Source organism: Okeania sp. SIO2C9 (assembly GCF_010672455.1).
GTDB lineage: Bacteria > Cyanobacteriota > Cyanobacteriia > Cyanobacteriales > Microcoleaceae > Okeania.
In genome coordinates, this window is the sequence record NZ_JAAHGO010000121.1 from 1 (window position 1) to 17,259 (window position 17,259).

17 protein-coding genes, 1 tRNA gene and 1 pseudogene are annotated in these 17,259 nt (G+C 39.0%); 9 read left to right on the forward strand and 10 right to left on the reverse strand.

Annotation, left to right across the window (positions count from 1 at the left end; genetic code table 11):
- Positions 1-323: 323 nt before the first annotated feature.
- Positions 324-444 (forward strand): annotated as a pseudogene (locus F6K23_RS37740) (IS1 family transposase); the annotation flags it as partial.
- A gap of 334 nt (positions 445-778) precedes the next feature.
- Here the strand turns inward: F6K23_RS37740 and F6K23_RS37745 are convergent.
- From F6K23_RS37745 to F6K23_RS42555, 5 genes are all read right to left on the reverse strand, one after another.
- Positions 779-849 (reverse strand) — tRNA-Gly (locus tag F6K23_RS37745).
- Positions 850-938: 89 nt separating this feature from the next.
- Positions 939-4,469 carry a response regulator gene (locus F6K23_RS37750; protein ID WP_293165926.1) on the reverse strand — a complete coding sequence of 1,177 codons (3,531 nt, stop codon included), beginning with the start codon at positions 4,467-4,469 and terminating at the stop codon, positions 939-941.
- Between the two features lie 434 nt (positions 4,470-4,903).
- Entirely contained in the window at positions 4,904-5,239 is a 336-nt protein-coding gene (locus F6K23_RS42545; protein WP_367267937.1) for a zinc ribbon domain-containing protein, read from the reverse strand.
- Between the two features lie 132 nt (positions 5,240-5,371).
- Entirely contained in the window at positions 5,372-6,061 is a 690-nt protein-coding gene (locus F6K23_RS42550; RefSeq protein WP_367267938.1) for an RNA-guided endonuclease InsQ/TnpB family protein, read from the reverse strand.
- Entirely contained in the window at positions 6,036-6,224 is a 189-nt protein-coding gene (locus tag F6K23_RS42555) for a helix-turn-helix domain-containing protein (RefSeq protein WP_367267939.1), read from the reverse strand. The genes F6K23_RS42550 and F6K23_RS42555 overlap by 26 nt, the downstream gene beginning before the upstream one ends.
- Before the next feature lie 388 nt (positions 6,225-6,612).
- On the opposite strand from F6K23_RS42555, the gene F6K23_RS37760 reads away from it, so the two are divergent.
- On the forward strand, positions 6,613-7,959 hold the full coding sequence (locus F6K23_RS37760; protein WP_293165928.1) for an RNA-guided endonuclease TnpB family protein: 1,347 nt from the start codon (positions 6,613-6,615) through the stop codon (positions 7,957-7,959).
- Between the two features lie 103 nt (positions 7,960-8,062).
- The gene (locus tag F6K23_RS37765) at positions 8,063-8,719 is read left to right on the forward strand and encodes a GNAT family N-acetyltransferase (RefSeq protein WP_293165930.1); all 657 of its coding nucleotides are present in this window, start codon (positions 8,063-8,065) and stop codon (positions 8,717-8,719) included.
- A 410-nt stretch (positions 8,720-9,129) separates the two neighbouring features.
- On the opposite strand, the gene cofG is transcribed toward F6K23_RS37765, so the two are convergent.
- Together cofG and F6K23_RS37775 are read right to left on the reverse strand one after the other, a co-directional pair.
- Positions 9,130-10,092, reverse strand: coding sequence for a 7,8-didemethyl-8-hydroxy-5-deazariboflavin synthase subunit CofG (gene cofG / locus F6K23_RS37770; protein ID WP_293165932.1), 963 nt, complete (start codon positions 10,090-10,092; stop codon positions 9,130-9,132).
- Between the two features lie 786 nt (positions 10,093-10,878).
- Positions 10,879-11,028, reverse strand: coding sequence for a hypothetical protein (locus tag F6K23_RS37775; RefSeq protein ID WP_293165933.1), 150 nt, complete (start codon positions 11,026-11,028; stop codon positions 10,879-10,881).
- 567 nt (positions 11,029-11,595) lie between these two features.
- Between F6K23_RS37775 and F6K23_RS37780 the strand changes: the two genes are divergently transcribed.
- Complete coding sequence (locus F6K23_RS37780; RefSeq protein WP_293165935.1) at positions 11,596-12,015, forward strand: sensor histidine kinase; 420 nt, start codon at positions 11,596-11,598, stop codon at positions 12,013-12,015.
- Here the strand turns inward: F6K23_RS37780 and F6K23_RS37785 are convergent.
- The 3 genes from F6K23_RS37785 to F6K23_RS37795 all read right to left on the reverse strand — a co-directional run bounded on the left by F6K23_RS37785 (position 11,914) and on the right by F6K23_RS37795 (position 13,297).
- Positions 11,914-12,426: an IS200/IS605 family accessory protein TnpB-related protein gene (locus tag F6K23_RS37785; protein WP_293165937.1), complete on the reverse strand. Its 513-nt coding sequence runs from the start codon at positions 12,424-12,426 to the stop codon at positions 11,914-11,916. The two genes, F6K23_RS37780 and F6K23_RS37785, sit on opposite strands and share 102 nt — an antisense overlap.
- Positions 12,416-12,538: a hypothetical protein gene (locus F6K23_RS37790; RefSeq protein WP_293165939.1), complete on the reverse strand. Its 123-nt coding sequence runs from the start codon at positions 12,536-12,538 to the stop codon at positions 12,416-12,418. Before F6K23_RS37790 ends, F6K23_RS37785 begins: the two co-directional genes overlap by 11 nt.
- 585 nt (positions 12,539-13,123) lie before the next feature.
- Positions 13,124-13,297: a hypothetical protein gene (locus F6K23_RS37795; protein WP_293165941.1), complete on the reverse strand. Its 174-nt coding sequence runs from the start codon at positions 13,295-13,297 to the stop codon at positions 13,124-13,126.
- A 295-nt stretch (positions 13,298-13,592) separates the two neighbouring features.
- Here F6K23_RS37795 and F6K23_RS37800 point away from each other — a divergent pair, with 295 nt between their 5' ends.
- The 5 genes from F6K23_RS37800 to F6K23_RS37820 all read left to right on the forward strand — a co-directional run bounded on the left by F6K23_RS37800 (position 13,593) and on the right by F6K23_RS37820 (position 17,145).
- On the forward strand, positions 13,593-13,775 hold the full coding sequence (locus F6K23_RS37800; RefSeq protein ID WP_293165943.1) for an HNH endonuclease: 183 nt from the start codon (positions 13,593-13,595) through the stop codon (positions 13,773-13,775).
- A 661-nt stretch (positions 13,776-14,436) separates the two neighbouring features.
- Positions 14,437-14,931 carry a reverse transcriptase N-terminal domain-containing protein gene (locus F6K23_RS37805; RefSeq protein WP_293165945.1) on the forward strand — a complete coding sequence of 165 codons (495 nt, stop codon included), beginning with the start codon at positions 14,437-14,439 and terminating at the stop codon, positions 14,929-14,931.
- Positions 14,855-16,111: a reverse transcriptase domain-containing protein gene (locus F6K23_RS37810; RefSeq protein WP_293165947.1), complete on the forward strand. Its 1,257-nt coding sequence runs from the start codon at positions 14,855-14,857 to the stop codon at positions 16,109-16,111. Before F6K23_RS37805 ends, F6K23_RS37810 begins: the two co-directional genes overlap by 77 nt.
- 193 nt (positions 16,112-16,304) lie before the next feature.
- A complete protein-coding gene (locus F6K23_RS42560; protein WP_367267940.1) occupies positions 16,305-16,481 on the forward strand; it encodes a reverse transcriptase N-terminal domain-containing protein in 177 nt (58 codons plus the stop codon).
- The gene (locus F6K23_RS37820; RefSeq protein ID WP_367267941.1) at positions 16,399-17,145 is read left to right on the forward strand and encodes a reverse transcriptase domain-containing protein; all 747 of its coding nucleotides are present in this window, start codon (positions 16,399-16,401) and stop codon (positions 17,143-17,145) included. Before F6K23_RS42560 ends, F6K23_RS37820 begins: the two co-directional genes overlap by 83 nt.
- The last annotated feature ends 114 nt before the right edge of the window (positions 17,146-17,259 follow it).

Genomic DNA, 17,259 nt, shown 5'->3' on the forward strand with positions numbered 1-17,259 from the left:
ATATCATGTTCGGATGATCACTTATAATAAAGCCAGAATCATTACAGTAGAAGTCTTCAAATTTTATGGCCCAAAAGATGGCGTTCGCCAACTACCTCTATGTTCTGACGATCGCTTATAACTGAACAGCCCTAGTTTGAGGCCACCAATGGAAACAAGTTATATCATGTCCGGATAAGAGCGCTTCGCAAAAAACTTTCTCTTCATTTATAGCTTAAAATTCCCTCCTCATAACTCATTACTCATAACTCATTACTCATAACTCATTACTCCTCCATTTTTATTTATAACTATTCAACCGAACATGATATTAGAGCTTTCCTAACGGGATTGTCAGACAGCAGATAAGTCGGTGGCATCGCACCCCAGAATAAATTTGGTAAGGTCTGGACACAGACAGAGATAACGGTTAGGTTAGCGTACGCGTACTTCAATTGGATTTGGGTTCGCCCGTCGCACAAGATTATACTGCTGCACAAAGAGCTGAGTTGGCGTTCGCCCAGCGTTGCGTTACTCTGTATCGCTCCTTGGAGTTGGAACGACCTAATTACTTATCCCACACTTTGCGCTCTGCACTACCAGAAGATTTACACAAAATCCTGATTATTGGACAAATACAAATAAAATATATGACCCTCTCTTAATGTAAATTTTTATTACAGTTTAAATTTCCTGTTTTTATTCGGCTCATTGAAATACACTTTTCAATTCAACTTGTTGTCCACTTTACTCTGAAAAAATAAGTCTCAAAGCTTAAGGAGTCGTTAATTTAAGTAAAAGCGGGTAGGGGGAATCGAACCCCCATCATTAGCTTGGAAGGCTAAGGTTTTACCACTAAACTATACCCGCACTTATTTATTTAATATAACACACTTTTCTAGAATTGCAACAAGTTCAGTAGAAAAAATTTTTAGATTATATTTACTGCCATCTGAGCTTTAAATTATAGAGTCTTGACTAACTACAAAACCTAAAATCTCTTCATCTATACCTTTCAACTTCAGATAACCATACTTTTTCACCTCTAGACTATCCACATAGTTAGCAACAGTCTGGGATACCAAAATTGTATTTGGCTCTGCTGCTTCCTGTAGCCTAGCTGCAATATTTACTGATGGGCCAATAGCTGTATAATCAGACCGCTCTGCACCACCAAACATTCCCACCACAGCATTACCCTGATGAATACCACAACGAAACCTCACTGGTGAGGCCCCATTCTGGCCAATGAACCCCAGATTTTGCCACCGTTCATTTAATTTATCTAAAGCTTTTAACATCGCCCTGGCTGAGGCCACTGCTCGTTGCACCTGCTCATCTGCTGTCAACTCTTCAGGAGAACCATAAATTGCCATCACAGCATCCCCAACAAACTTATCCACAGTACCACCATTAGCAAAAATGGCTTTTGTCATCTCTGCTAAATATTCATTCAACAACTCAGCTATTCTACGCGCTTGCAAAATATTCGACATCTGAGTAAAACCCACAATATCACTAAACAAAACTGTCACCAATTTTGGTTCTGGTCTTAAATCTAAAGCTAAATCTCCCTGTGCTGCACGTTGTACCATTTCCGGTGGCAAAAACCGCCTTAGCACTGACTCCGTTAAATAGGAATTCAACTCTTGCACTCTTCGCTCATTCTCTTTCAAAGCTAATAAATTATTGACTTCTGCCAAAAGTTCTCGCTCGTTAAAAGGTTTTGATAAATAAGCATCAGCTCCTCTTTCTACCCCTTTAATTCGGGTATCTTCATCTGCTTTTGCTGTTAACAAAATAATTGGAGTTCCTCGCAGTTCTTTTTCTTCTCTAATCATTTTGATTAAATCGAGACCAGATACAATTGGCATCATTAAATCTGTGATAATCAGATGAGGATGATAAGTTTGTGCAATTTCAAATCCCTCAGCTCCATTCCTAGCTAATATTACATTAAAGTTAGATTTCCGCATAATTCTTGACACATAGCTTCTCAAATCAGGGTTATCATCCACCACTAAAATAGTAGGGGGCGATTCGCGAATCGCCCCTACTGCCACATCATTACTATTAACTTGAGGAATATTTTCTGCTTGGTCTACTGCTTGTAATTCTTCTGCTTCTTCTAATTCTGCTTCTACATCTGCAAACTCCACAGCTAACTTAGAAGCATTAAATTCAGCAGTTTTCTCTACAACTCGATCTTTAGGTAAATGACTATTTCCTGTTTGTAGCCAAACTTCAAAAGTAGCACCTTGACCATAAACTGATTCTACATTTACTTGGCCATTATGAAGTTCTACTAATTCTTTGACTAATGCCAAACCTATACCACTTCCTTCATAAGAACGATTTGCCGACCCTTCTGCTTGTCGAAATCGTTCAAATAAAAACGGAATTTGTTCTTGACGAATACCAATTCCAGAATCTTGAACTTTTAATAGACAATTTTCCCCAACTGGTTCAACTGAAATAGTAATTGTTCCTCCAGCGGGAGTAAATTTCATCGCATTTGATAGCAAATTATAGATAACCTTATCAAACTTTTCTATATCCAGATAAACTGATGGGCAATTTTCACTAAATTCTGTAACTAAATGAAGTTGCTTTTTCTGACAGTAGGGGGTAAATGATTCCACAATATTGCGACAGAAAGCTACAAGATTACAGGGTTGAAAAGAAGGCTGCATTCTTCCAGCATCAATTCTTTGCAAGTCTAATAATTGATTAACTAATCTCAAAAGACGACGAGAATTACGCAGCGCGATCGCTCCTTGTTCCAGAGGTAAATCTCTGCTGGAATTAACTGCTTCTTCTAACAAACCGATCGTTAAAGTTAGAGGGGTGCGAAATTCATGGGAGATATTTTGGAAAAATTCTGTTTTGAGGCGGTCTGCTTCTATTAGTCGTTCAGCTTGTTGCCTGGTTGTTTGATATAGACTAGATTGTTGCACGGCGATCGCTGCTTGGGAAGCTACTGCCTCAGCTAGTTCAATTTCAGCAGCTTGCCATTGATGTATGTTGTCATTGTGACGTAGAGAAATACTACCAATAATTTGACCATCAACAGTTAGGGGTACTACCATCAAAGCACGAGCATTAGAGCGTAAGGGAAGTTGATATTCATTAAATTCCAGATTTATATTTAGATCGCAAACTGCTATTGTTTTTTTTGTTTTTAGCAATTCCATTAAAATAGGATTACTACGAATGGGAACAAATGACTGAGGTAATTCTCTTGCAGTTGACGATCGATCGTTATCAGAAATTTCTGTCCTGCGAGCATAATTATCTATAACAGTAGAAGCTTCATTGGTAGTACTAATAGAAGGTTGAGTTTGGGCATCATATAATCCCACACATTGAACATATTCATCAGTTTCCGTCCACAAAGAGAGAACACAACCATCTACTTTCAACGCTTTGCCTAACTCTTGAGTAATAGCCGCAAAAATATCTTGGGGATTTAAACTAGAGCGAATGGCAGTTGTAATGGTATTAACCAGAGCTTCTCTTTGAGCAATACTGCTCAGTTGCTCATAAGCAAGAGCTTGTGATAGAGCTAGAGCAGCTTGATCTGCCACCGTAATTAGGAGTTGTACTTCATGGTCTTGCCAGTTTCGGATCTCCCCACACTGGTGCAGCGCCAAAACTGCAATTAAGTCTAATCGGGAAAATAGAGGTACCATTAAACTAGAACGAATATTCGCCACTTGGTAAGCTTGTTGGCGTTGTTGCAGTTCTCTACTTTCTCCCTGGAACCTTTCATCGGTTTGGACATCTGAAATGATTTCCACGTCAGTCGTTTCCCAGAGAATATGAGCAAAAATTTCTTCTGGTACATCCGTAGAATCAGTGTTGGCTAATTTTTGAGAGTTCTCTTCTTGATTTTGATAAATAAACCATTCGTCTTCTCTATAACTATCTTGAAAAGGGCGACAAACAGCTAAACTTACCTCAAACATTTGGCCAATAGTTTCTACTATCCTTTGAAGCATCTGCCGATAATTAGGAGCAGAGCGAATAGTATTGGTAACTGCATATAGCAGAGACTCTTGTTGAAGAGCACGTCTTAATTCCTCAGTGTGAGATTTGAGGACATTGTGAGTGTCAACTGCCTGTTTAACTAATCCTTTCAGTTCCTCTGCATTCCAAGGTTTAGTCAAATACTTAAAGACTTTACCAGAGTTAATTGCTTCTACAAGGTCTTCTACATCAGTAAACCCAGTTAAAAGAATCCGAATAGTATCGGGGTATTGCTTGGCAGTTAGACTCAAGAATTCTGTACCACTCATTTTGGGCATTCGCTGGTCTGAAATAATTACAGCTACTTCCTCAGATGTTTCTAGAATTTCTAGAGCTTCCGGTCCACTTTGAGCTCGCAACACCTTGTAATCTCTGTAGAAAGTACGGTAAAGAAGGTCTAAGTTGTCTGATTCGTCATCGACAATCAAAATTTTCGGTTTAAGTTTTTTTCTAGAACTCATGCACAGCTCTCCGTGCTTTCAAGGCAGTAAGGATCGATTATTATTTAGCAAGTTACAGTTTTATAGATAGGATTTCATTCTGTTGGACAACCGAATGCTAAATGTCCATTTACACCTGTATCATCAACCAAAAAGCAAATCAACAATTTTGGTACTTGCTTCACTGAAAAAAGCTGCTTCAATTACAGTGCTTATTATCAATAATTTACTCATAATCAAGTGAATTAAATTAAATTAATTGAATAATCTCGATCTTGTAGTTGATATTCAATAATATACAGTTGCTTAAAATGTTATAATTAGCGATTTTGATTCAGGATCAAAACAATTTTTACCTACAATAGAAAGTTTTCTGAATTTAAGAAAATTTTAATTATTTGGGCTTTTGCTTCTTGTTGTACATAAGTGACATACTCCCACACTATAGCGTTAGCTTAGTGTGAGCTTCTCGTTTCGCAGTCCTGCCACTGCATCGGACAAGCGCGTGCTTTAAAGACGGGATGCCCCACCGCCCTATTTTTTATATTTATTGCTGCATTTAAGTCGCGGTCCATGACTATACCGCAGTGTGGGCAAGAATGAGTTCGTATGTTTAATTCTTTCGGGACTTTTTCACCGCAATTCGAGCAATCTTGGCTGATATTTTGAGGATTCACAGCTATAGTTTTCTGTCCAGCATTTGCCTCCTGCGGAGGAGCTGCCCTAACGGCTTTGACAGCAAGAATAGACAAGAACTGACCCCATCCAGCATCATTAATTGATTTACTCAAACGGGTCTTTGCTAACCCTTTAATATTTAAGTTTGCCTCCGGCACGCCGCTCCGCGTCTACATAGGCGATAACTTCAGCTTTTAATAACAATTCATTGGCTGTTTTGAAGTGAAAGTCTTTACGCTTGTCAGCTACTGCTTGGTGCGCATTCCGCAAGCGAGCTGTCGTCGTCGCGGGGTCGCATCCGCTTTTTTATGTTGTTTAGCTACAGCTTTGACAGATTTTAACCATCTTTTGCTGCCTTTCTTTTTACGGGATAAACGTTTTTGTAGAGTCTTTAATCGCTGCTGAGATTTTCGATAGTATTGAGGGATGGGGACAGATTCTCCAACACTAGTTACTAAGAATTCCTTCAGTCCCATATCAATTCCCAGAGTGTTTTTTAATGTAGGTTCTACTTTAGTTGTCAAAGCTGGAACTGATTTGTCTTCTAGGGATAAAGTCACATAATAACCATCAGCTTTACGAGTAATAGTAACAGTTTTTATTTGAAAACCATTAGGTAACGGCCGATGTTGAATCAACTTGATATTGCCGATTTTTGGCAAGTTTATCTTGTTTCCTTCTATGCAGTCTTGCTTGATTTGAGGATAAGTAAAACTGCGATAACGCCCTTTTCCCTTAAACCTTGGTTTCCCTAATTTATGTCCATTTTTGTCTGCCTTGAACCATCTATCAAAGGCAAGTTTTACCAGTTTTATGCAGTCCTGTAAAACCTGAGAATGAATCAACTTGTACTCAGGAAACTTTTCTTTGGTATTGACCAAATCTTTTTTTTGAGAGTAATAATCTGGATTATCTCTTAGTTGAGGAATTGGCATGCACCTTGGGCCAAGCATTAACTGGACAACGGTTTTCTGACCACCATGAGAATCTTTCACCCAACCTATAGTTGTACTGCCGACGCAACAATTCCAACCACATTTCTATTGTGGCTAACTGTTCTTTATTTGGCCTTAATTTATATTGGTAGGCAGTCCGCATGGTGGAAAATTTCCGGGGTTATTGCAATATCATAATACAAGTTTTTCAACTAGGGCGAAAGCTTCTGGTAGGATATTTGCAAATTTAATGGGCATCGAACTCATTCAATTTGCTGCCGATTCATCTCACACCAAATCAAATATTATGGCGTGAGGCTTCTCGGCAATTCAGCTAAAGGAGAGGGGAGAATGTCAAACAACCTCAAGACAACTGCTACATAATATTCTAGGCTTTTATATAGAATTTATATATAGCTAGTGAATTTATCTCAACGTTGTTTGAAGACCCGCGCTCTCCCGCAGGGGAGCGGAGGGATGGGAAAACCAATCAATGTTGCGGTTTCACACATGATATGCTAAAATCTAAGTCTTAAACAAGTAAACAGTAGATGGTCGAAAAAGCGTACAAATTTAGGTTCTACCCAACTCCAGAGCAAGAAAACTTGTTGCGGAAGACTTTGGGCTGTGTACGACTAATCTACAACAAAGCCTTGGCAGCCAGGACTCAAGCTTGGCATGAAAACAAAGAGCGAGTAGGGTATAAGCAAACTTCTACCATGGTTACCAACTGGAAAAAGCAGGAAGATTTAGATTTTCTCACAGAAGTTAGCAGTGTTCCATTACAGCAAGGTTTAAGACATCTACAAAAAGCTTTTACCAACTTCTTTAGTGGACGTGCCAAATATCTCAACTTTAAGAAAAAGCGTAATGGTGGTAATGCTGAATTCACAAAATCAGCGTTCAAGTGGAAAGATGGTCAAGTCTATCTAGCCAAATGTGCTGAACCATTACCTATCAGATGGAGTAGGCAACTACCCCAAAACTGTGTACCAAGTACAATTACCGTAAAACTTGACCCATCCGGCAGATTCTCAGAGACACTGACAATCAATGACACTAGAAGTTTAAAGCTGAACCCAGTAACTAAACAAGTTGGTATTGATTTAGGAATTACCAGCTTACTGACTACCAGTGATGGAGAAAAAGTTACTAACCCTAAAAATATAAACAAATTACACAAGAAACTGAGGTTAGCTCAGAAATCTCTATCTAGCAAAACTAAAGGTTCAAGTAACTATCAAAAAGCTAGGCTTAAAGTAGCTAGGATACACGCAAAAATTAAAGATTCAAGACTAGACTATACCCATAAGCTGACTACTCAACTAATCAAAAGATACCAAACGATAGTGGTTGAGAATTTGGCAGTAAAAAACATGGTCAAGAATCATAACCCACCCCCATCCCCTCCCGGGAGGGGAGCAAGAGGGGCGGGTCGTGATGCCAACTGGTCCGAGTTAGTCAGGCAATTAGAATACAAAGCTGATTGGTATGGTCGTCAATTAATTAAAATTGACAGATATTTCCCTAGTTCTAAGCGTTGCTCTAATTATGGTCATGTAGTGGAGAAATTACCTCTAAATATTAGAGAGTGGGAATGTCCAGGATGTGCAGCTCACCATGACCGTGATATTAACGCTGCAATAAATATTTTGCGGATGGGAACCCGCGTCGGCGTCAGATGCAAGCGGTACAACCCCGCGACGACGATAGTCGCAAGCGGTCAGACCCCGCGACGACGCCAGCTCGCTTGCGGAATGCTGACCAAGAGAGGGAACGCGCACCAAGAGAGGGAACGCCCACGCTCGAAGGCTGCGGGACTCACAGTGTCAGCGCCAGTCGCTCATGGGGGAGACCCCCTTTGGCGGCGCTGGCTTGTCTGTGGAGCGCGCCTTTAGACCCAAAGAGAGTAAATCTCGGAAGGCGGGTGCATTGAAACAGAAAACCCCTAACAGTGATGTTAAGGAATCCCGCGCTGTCTCGTAGAGCAGCGTCGGGAGGATGTCAACAAAGTTTCTGGAACCTCAAGCCCAAAAAAAATTGTCTAATGAATTTAGTTTTTTCATCCGGATTGCTCAACCAAAAGATATCAACAGTATTACCGAAGTTTTGACTAATAGTTTTTACTCCTGTCAAGGAATTATGGGCTATGTTCGCCCTTTTTTACGACTAGGTATTTACGAAGATTTACGCAATCGCATCCGTTCAAAAACTGAGCATTATTTATGTCTTGTTGCTATGGTTGTCGAAAATACTGAGTCTAGCAGGAATGTATCTAATACTAGAAAACGAGATTTGGTAGGAACTGTGGAAATTGATGTGCGTTCGCGAAGTGGGATGGATGTCCTCTTATTAAACTCTTGGCAATTAGATAATTTAGATAATTTTGAGTATGCTTATTTATCAAATTTAGCTGTTGATGCTAACTATAGAAAATTAGGAGTTGCTCAAAAATTGTTAAGTTCCTGTGAGCATAAGGTATTAGGATGGGGTTTTTGTGAGTTATACCTTCATGTATTAGAAAATAATTATACTGCTCGAAGACTTTACGATAAAGCTGGTTATCAATTACAAGAGGTTGAGTGGACTTTCGGTTCTCTGCTATTTGGGCAACCTCGAAAGTTACTTTTGCGTAAATCTTTTTCAAGTAAAATTTAAATCTCAAAAATCAACTATTTGATACTAAATCTGGAAGATGATTTAATCTTACATCTTAATAAAGTATTTTTGATAGCCGGATTTTGTATAACTCTTGAGATTTAAACAAATAAATGTCAATTTTTAAACTTCAGACATCTGGCGATCATTAATCTTAGATCAAATCCGCCTAATTGCACATAGATCCAATAACGTAATAGTCATGGTTTTAAGCTATTGATTGTGAGAGTATTTAACCGGATTTGATATTAAACCTTTGTAATGACTGAGCAAAAATTTAGTTTCCACCAGATTTATATTAATTCTACAGTAAAGATAGATTATCCTTTTGTTTTGGGTTTAATATCAAATTAGCTGCCATTCGGTCTAAAAAAATGTTCCATTTCTCCACACTCCTCTTTCTTCCTTCTTCAACCATCTATTAACAATCTCATGCGCCATTTACTCACAACATTACCTAAATTTGTTGGCAACCAAGCATCATATTGAGAATAAACAGGTAATCTTTTAATTAGCTGCCATCCTCCAGAGTGCAACACTTTTGCTAAAGCTTGATAATGGGGATGAGGATAATCAGGGTTTACTTCATCATGGGGTCCAATTCCTCCTAAGTCACTCGCACCAGTTTCTATGCAAGCTAATAATATTTCCGGTTTTGTAACTAAATTAGGAGGAATTTGTAACGTAATAGTTGAGGGCAAAATTTGACGAGCGATCGCTACAATATCTGGCAACAAATTGATGTCGAAAGCTTCACCATTCCATATTTGTTGCTCGCCAGGACTGTAGGGTTGTATAATAACTTCTTGAATATGACCCCATTTTTTCTGAACATTAGCGATCGCTATTAATGTTTCTTTCCAGTCAGTTACAGTTTCTCCAATTCCTAATAATAAACCAGTAGTAAATGGAATTCTTAATTCGCCAGCTAATTCTAATTGTTGTAAGCGTAAATGTGGTATTTTACTAGGGGCATTTTTATGAACTGTTTGTAATAATTTAGGTGTCATCTGCTCCAACATTAATCCCATTGACACATTGACTTGTTTTAACTCTTCCATTTCTGCTCTACTAAGTGGCCCAACATTAGTATGAGGTAAAAATCCTAAAGATAGAGCTAGTTTACATAAGTCATAGATTAATTGGAACCAATTTGCTCTATTTTTACTGTTTGGATGTACTTCACCACTCAGAATTAAAATTTCAATTACACCTTGATTTTTTAGGGATAGTAATTTTGCTTCTGCTTCTGATAGACTCAGCCATGAACTTTTGCTTGGATCTGAGCGAAAATTACAGTAGGTGCAATGATTAAAGCATTCATAAGTAGGAACTATTGTATAAGCAGGACTATATGTAACAATTCTAGACATGGGTGAAGTATTAAATTTAATTAGTCAAATTGTAAGCATTCAGCTGTCAGCTATCAGCTATTGTTTTTGGCGTGCGATAAAAGGTTAATTAATTGAGCTATAATTAAACCTTAATATGAAAGTCGGCTTCCTTGACTTTAAAGTTGATATTCATTTATCCACTGTCCTTAAGTGGATAGTCTTATTGCTGAGTTCTGACAGCTAATAGCTGTTTGCGCAGCATTCCGTCAATATGTGGTTTAGTTAGGTTAAGAATTGGAAAATTAATATTAGTATAAATTCGGATTGAACACAAAAAAAATGAGGAAAAAAGTGTAATCAAAAAGTTGATTAGTAACAACAAATAACTCTAAGAGCTGATTACACGGTAGAAATTGGCTACTTTTCTCTATGGCGATCGCTCTGGAAAAAGGTAGTTAGGATAGGCGTTTGAGTATTTTTGGAGATGTCTATTAATCAAGCTGTAGAAAATATATATAGTCGTCACAGAAATGATTTTTATGAAAATCAAAATCTATGGTTATACCAAGCGTGAAAAAAGAATGTTACAAATACTTGGATGGGATCACTTTTGAAATATTGGATACTGACAGGGGATTTGCTGACGCAACGCTCCGCCAACGCTACCTAAATATTGGCCATTTATCAAGCATTAACAATAAATTCCCATCCAGTTATTCGAGCTACTACTTTTTGGGTTAACTTGTTTAAACTTTTAGTCAGAGCATTTTGTAACTCCTCTATGTTGTCAAAATTAATCCACTTAAAATCTTCTTTAATGTATTGTCATAACCTTTCGATTGGATTAACTTGGGGACTATAACCAGGTTGAAATAGTAAAATAACATTCTCAGGAATATTTAAGCTTAAAGCTTTATGTAGACCACCATTATCTAGTTGAATGAGCTGAAATTCATTACTGTTACTTTTGTACAAATAATTCTCAAAATTTCTCGCGCGCAAACACTATTTAGATGAGTAAATTCCCAAAAAAAGCTCTCACCAGTTGATGGTTCTACTCAGCCATATAACCATCGATCATAAAAACGCCATTGCTCTTTTCCCACTGGCTTTACTTCTTTAGAGGTGATTTTTCGCCTCGAAATAGTTTTCTCTTCTATTACCGAAAAATTGTGGGTATGCGCCTCCCCTTGGATAGGGGATAATAAAGAACAATTTTCATGAATTTGTCAATCCTCTTCAATTCATGGAGAGGTAATTATTCATTATTCATTATTAATTGTTGAAGACTTTCATCCTGACACCAATCACGAATTCTTTGACCATTTTTCACCAAATCTTGATTTTTTTCTAAAATATATTGAATTAATTCTGGGAGTTTTTTTTAAAGTTATTTACTGGCTATTTTCCTTGTTTAATATTAACTGGACCTGGCACCTTAAGTTTGGCTTTTAACTGATAACGAACTATTCTATATATATAGTTCCATAACTTGCTTGAATATGATAAATGCTATGAAGCCATTGATGAATTCAAGTATTTATGAATATTATTGCTAATGCTATTTATGCTTTAGAAGAGCGAGACAAAGGGCGTAAAAAAACAGAAATTCAAGCTAATCTAAGCACAATCACAATTAGTACTACGCTTAACAAAGCTAATAGAGTGCAAATTCGGATAATTGATAATAGTGTGGGTATTAGTAAAAAAAATATTGATAAAATTTTTGACCCATTCTACACAACTAAACCTATTGGAAAAGGTACTGGATTAGGTTTATCTATTAGTTATCAAATAGTAGTAGATAAACATCATGTTGACTACTCCCCGGAGGTCAGTCACGGGGATTCTAAGTTGATACTACGCAACAGGATAAATCCATGTTGCTTCGTTTTTTCGAGCGCTGACCAAAGATACACTCTCTGGAGACAATTTCATTGTGGCCCTACACAGTCGGCTTAAGTTTAACCCTAGCTTTCTGCTTACTTTTGCGATTATATTTGCAGCCCCATTACAGTCTGCATTAATCAACCAATTATTACCAGTTCTATACAAACCACGCTTGATTCTTTTCCCTAATGGTTTCCAATCATCGGGTTTATCACCATAATTAGGTAGATTGTCACCATCTAAAAACGAAGCTAGACTTGTATAACTTTCCTCAGTTTCTATAAATATAATTCCATACTCTTCACATAATTGAGCAATACTTTTTTTCAGTCTAGCAGTAGGAATTGGTACAAATTCTGAATTACTTTTTTTTCCTAATTTGATTTGATTTTTCTGACCTTGATTCCAACCAAAAACTATTGTACCAATCTGATTTTTTAAGCAATGATTAATTACTACTCTAGCTGCTTTGTTAATACCCAAATCGGATTTGGCGGTTACGCTTTTCTGTAATGGCAGCTAGTCTATTTGACCAAAATCCTTGAGGCTGATTTTCTTTAATAGTTGATATCTGTTTGTTGTACCAACGATTCATTCCCACTGTTAGACGGCGCGACCTGAAAGGTCACTTGAACTGGAACACCATGTTCTCTAGGGATTTCCACCCCTAGCCCTCACAGAAAAGACTCTATGAGTCCGCTCATATCAAAAGTAAGTAATGAAGTTGACAGAATGCAGACCCTGAAAGTAACCGAAGCTACAAGGGATTATGTGGCCAGGAGCAAGAGGGAAAAGAGTTTCGACTTAGTTAACAATTTGCGCAATTTATTGACATAATACGCTAGTTCTCACAGGCAAGTAGTAACGAGGGTGAAATTTGTATCTTCTGCACTAAATCCCTGCTATTCGCATTTCTGGCAGTCTATCTATATAGACGTAGACCTATCCGGAAATCCCGCTCCCTACGCTAAAACGGCGTAGTAAGGGTTTGAGGACTTTTTTAGTTATGTTAATTGACAAAGACTTAAATGTAAGTATAGAGTGTAGAGATGCGGTTGGCTTGACCGTTAATGCCTGTGGATGAGTAACCGCCGACGGCCTCACAAGAAGCAGGTAGGGACGTTGCATGCAACGTCCGTACACATCAATTTGTCACGTTATGTGACGCTTTGTATCAGTTTTATGAAGCAGTAGAAGGATGAACAAAGCTAAGTTGTTGACTAAACTGCGTGATAGTGGAAACAGCCAAATTATCCCTCAAAGGCTGTAACCAAAAAGGTAAGGGAGTAGGTTTAGATGTTCGTTTATCATCTAAACGTGGGAACAAAACTCTCCCCGCAGAAGAGACAACCATCCTCACTATCTCAAAAGAAACTTCAAGTGATACGACAGGGTAAACCCTACAGAGTCTCGTTCGGAAGGTCGAACCGATGAGTAAGTCCGAGGTCATTTCAGTTATCAGTTATCAGTTATCAGTACCTCTAGCTAAAGCAAGAGGCTTGAAATCTGAAATATTCTCTTTTTTTATCCCCTTAAAAGGGGAGGCGCATACCCAGAATTTTTCGGTAACAAAGACAGAACTCTCTGGAGGGCAGAAGATGAGAGAAAAAGCGAATGTCACCTTGTAATAAGGCTCGAAATACGAGCAAGTGGCCAAAATCCAAAGTTGGAAATGCCCGATATGTGGAGACAGCCTATTCAATGGTGAGGAAATAGAAACCCATCACATAGTGCCTGTGAAAGATGGTGGCTCGGACGACACCGAGAATCTAATCCACTTGCACAAAGCGTGTCATAAGCAGGTACATTCCAAATCTAAGTTAAAGGTTTGAAGTAAGGCTTGAGCCGTGTGATAGGAAACTGTCAGTGCGATTTGAAGTCGCACGGGGGAGTGAGGACTCCATAAACCTCCTGGTTAGCATTCAAAACCAGTGTCCATCTTGTCGGGGCGTTGGGAGTAATCCCAGAGTCTTAAAGCAGACAAGAAAAGCCTAACCTAAGTACCAAAACTGCTATGGAAAGGGGGGCAAGGGCAAAATTAAATTGGATTAACAACAAGTGAACCTTGATGCTTCGTTATCCTTGGCTTCCGAAATGCAGATGATACGGGAGTGTTAGGACAATAGATTATCTGAAATGATAGGCAGATAATGAGAATGCCTAGTCCTCGGAGTGGTGAGAGGAATCCAATTTAGTTGTATCTCAACCTCGTGCGGAACAAAGTAACCCCGATTGGGTCTTCTAGCTATTTTCCACGCAAGAAGTAGAGAAATCGCAAGATAACTATCAACTCCCAAGCGGGTGAGGGAAGTTCTCAAAAGCGAAAGCCGTCGGAGGGAAACCTCAGAGGAAAGCCAATTTATAGGTATAACTCGACGGATAGGGCGGAGCTCAAAACCGAAATACCCAACTTGAAAGAGTGCAGACAGAGAACTGGTGAATCTCCTAAAAAATCGTGAGTAATGGAACTGAACTTATCAGGAAAAGTTAGATATGACCTCATCAGTCGTAAACGTAACTAATAAGAACAAAACGAAATGGCAATCTATAGATTGGCGTAAAACCTATCGTATTGTTAAGAACTTGAGACAACGAATTTTTAGGGCAACTCGTGAGAAACGCTGGAAAACAGTCCGAAACTTACAAAGGCTTTTGATGAAGTCAAAAAGCAATATTCTCCTGGCTGTAAGGAGGTGTACACAACAGAACCAGGGAAAGAAAACGCCAGGAATAGACGGTTGGGTAATCCTTGACCCTAATAGTAGAGGAATTCTAACAGATAGCCTGAGAGAATTTATCCCCTGGAAACCACTACCAACCAAAAGGGTCTATATCCCAAAATCCAATGGAAAAAAACGTCCTCTCGGAATACCGACAATCATAGATAGATGCCTACAAACAATAGTGATGAATGCACTCTTTGCCTTGCTGGGAAGCTCAATTCGAGCGCACAAGCTCTGGTTTCCGCCCAGGAAGATGTACCCATGATGCTGCCGAAAAAATTTTCCGCAGTATCCGACCGCAAGGAAAGAAAAAATGGGTATTGGACGCGGATATAAGAGGGTGCTTCGACAATATTAATCACGAATACCTGTTAAAACAAATAGGCAACTTCCCAGCAAGAAAGCTGATTAAACACTGGCTAAAAGCTGGATACGTGGATAATAATACCTTTCATCCCACAGAAGCTGGAACGCCTCAAGGCGGATGTATTTCGCCACTTTTGGCAAATATAGCATTACATGGAATGGAAACAGCAGTCGGAGTTAAATATGATTACAGGGGCGACTCACGTGGAAAGAGGATAGTAGTCCGTTATGCGGATGATTTCCTAATTCTATGTGAAACTAAGGAAGATGCCAAGGAAGCCAAGAAAGAAATTTCACAATGGCTCTCAGTTAGAGGATTAAGTCTCTCCGAAGAAAAAACAAAAATTGTCCATGTAACCGAAGGATTCGACTTTCTAGGGTGGAACTTTCGACACTACAAAGTATCGACAAAAAAAACCGGATATAAACTCCTAATAAAACCCAGTAAGGAATCCGTAAGGGCAATTAAGCTGCGACTAAAAGAAGTCTGGCTCAAAAATCGAGGACGTGAAGTTGGTGCAGTTATCAAAGAGATCAACCCCATTATTAGAGGATGGGCAAATTATCATCGTAAAATGGTAGCCAGCGAAACTTTCAAAAACCTTGATAGCTGGATGTATTGGAGGGAACAGCGATATGCCAAACACAAACACCCTAACAAAAACAGCACCTGGCGTAAAAACAAATATTTCGGAAGATTTGACTTGAAGAGAGGAGATAACTGGGTTTTTGGCAAAAAAGAGACTGGAGCATATATTAATAAATTCTCCTGGTTCAAGATAGAACGCCACCGATTGATACCTGGATTACATTGCCCCGATGACCCCAACCCAGAAGTTCAACAATGGTTCAGGGAAAAAGGTGCAAGACAATCTAGGGACAAAAATGAATCATGGCAAAAAATAGCTAAAAATCAAAAATACGTATGTCCCGTGTGTAATGAATCTCTCTTTAACGGAGAATTAACCCATGTACACCATAAAATCCCTAAATCTATGGGAGGAAGGGACACATACTCGAATCTTGTTCATGTCCATTTGATGTGTCACCAACAAATTCATCACGATACGCTCTTATGATTTGCTTGAGCCGTGTACAGGGTAACTTGTATGCACGGTTCTGAGGGGGGAAAGGAATAGTGATCTTCCCGACCTACCCGACTGCACGGTTCGCGCGGGGAGGGGAGAGAGGCGACTCCCGAACCTTACCCGATAAAACAGTACAAGTAGAAACCAAACGAGGATATAAGTTAGATGTCAAGCACAAGGCGCGATAAATGGAGTCAACGGACAATTAACGGACTGGTCACAGGTCAACTGGAAAAAAGCCCGGCAAATTGTTAGGAATTTACGTCACAGAATCTTTCGTGCCCGAAAACTTGGTCAATGGAAGCAACGGGCGAAGGTTGCAGAAATTGTTAATCAAAAGTCGAGCGAACCTATTGCTTAGTGTCAGACAAATTACTCAGGTGAAAACCGGACAGCAAACAGCAGGAATTGATAAGGAGGTAGTTAATACTCCTGCACAGCGAGTAAAACTTGTCAATGAGTGGGAAATGCCAAAAGCCCAACCCACCAAAAGGGTATACATACCCAAAGCAAACGGTAAGAAACGTCCTCTCGGAGTCCCAACCGTCAGAGATAGAGTCGCACAAGCAATAGTCAAAAACGCACTAGAACCCGAATGGGAATCCCAATTTGAAGCCAATTCTTATGGTTTCAGGCCGGGAAGAAGTTGTCACGATGCCATTAGTCAAAGCTTCATTAGGTTAAGCAGAGGAAAAAATAGACACGGGCATTATAATAAAGACACCAGGATTCTAGACGCTGATATCAAAGGCTTTTTTGACAATATTGCCCATGAATCCATACTCAAAGAAATTGATTCATTTCCAAATGGTGAATTAATCAGACAATGGTTAAAAGCAGGATTTGTCGATAGAGGTGAATTAAACCCAACTCAAACAGGTACTCCGCAAGGTGGTGTCATAAGTTCATTACTTGCAAATATTGGATTGCAAGGATTAGAAGAATATATAAAAACAGTTAATCCAAACTTAGGCATCATCAGATATGCGGATGACTTTATTGTGACTGCCAAGTTGAACAGCTAATCTCTCGGGATGCACCTAATCCGTCGAATAGAGCAAATTTTGACCAACTTACGTCCAGTGTTTAGTCGCCATGCTACTTATGAGTGGTTCGTCCCATGGGATTTGGGGTATTCT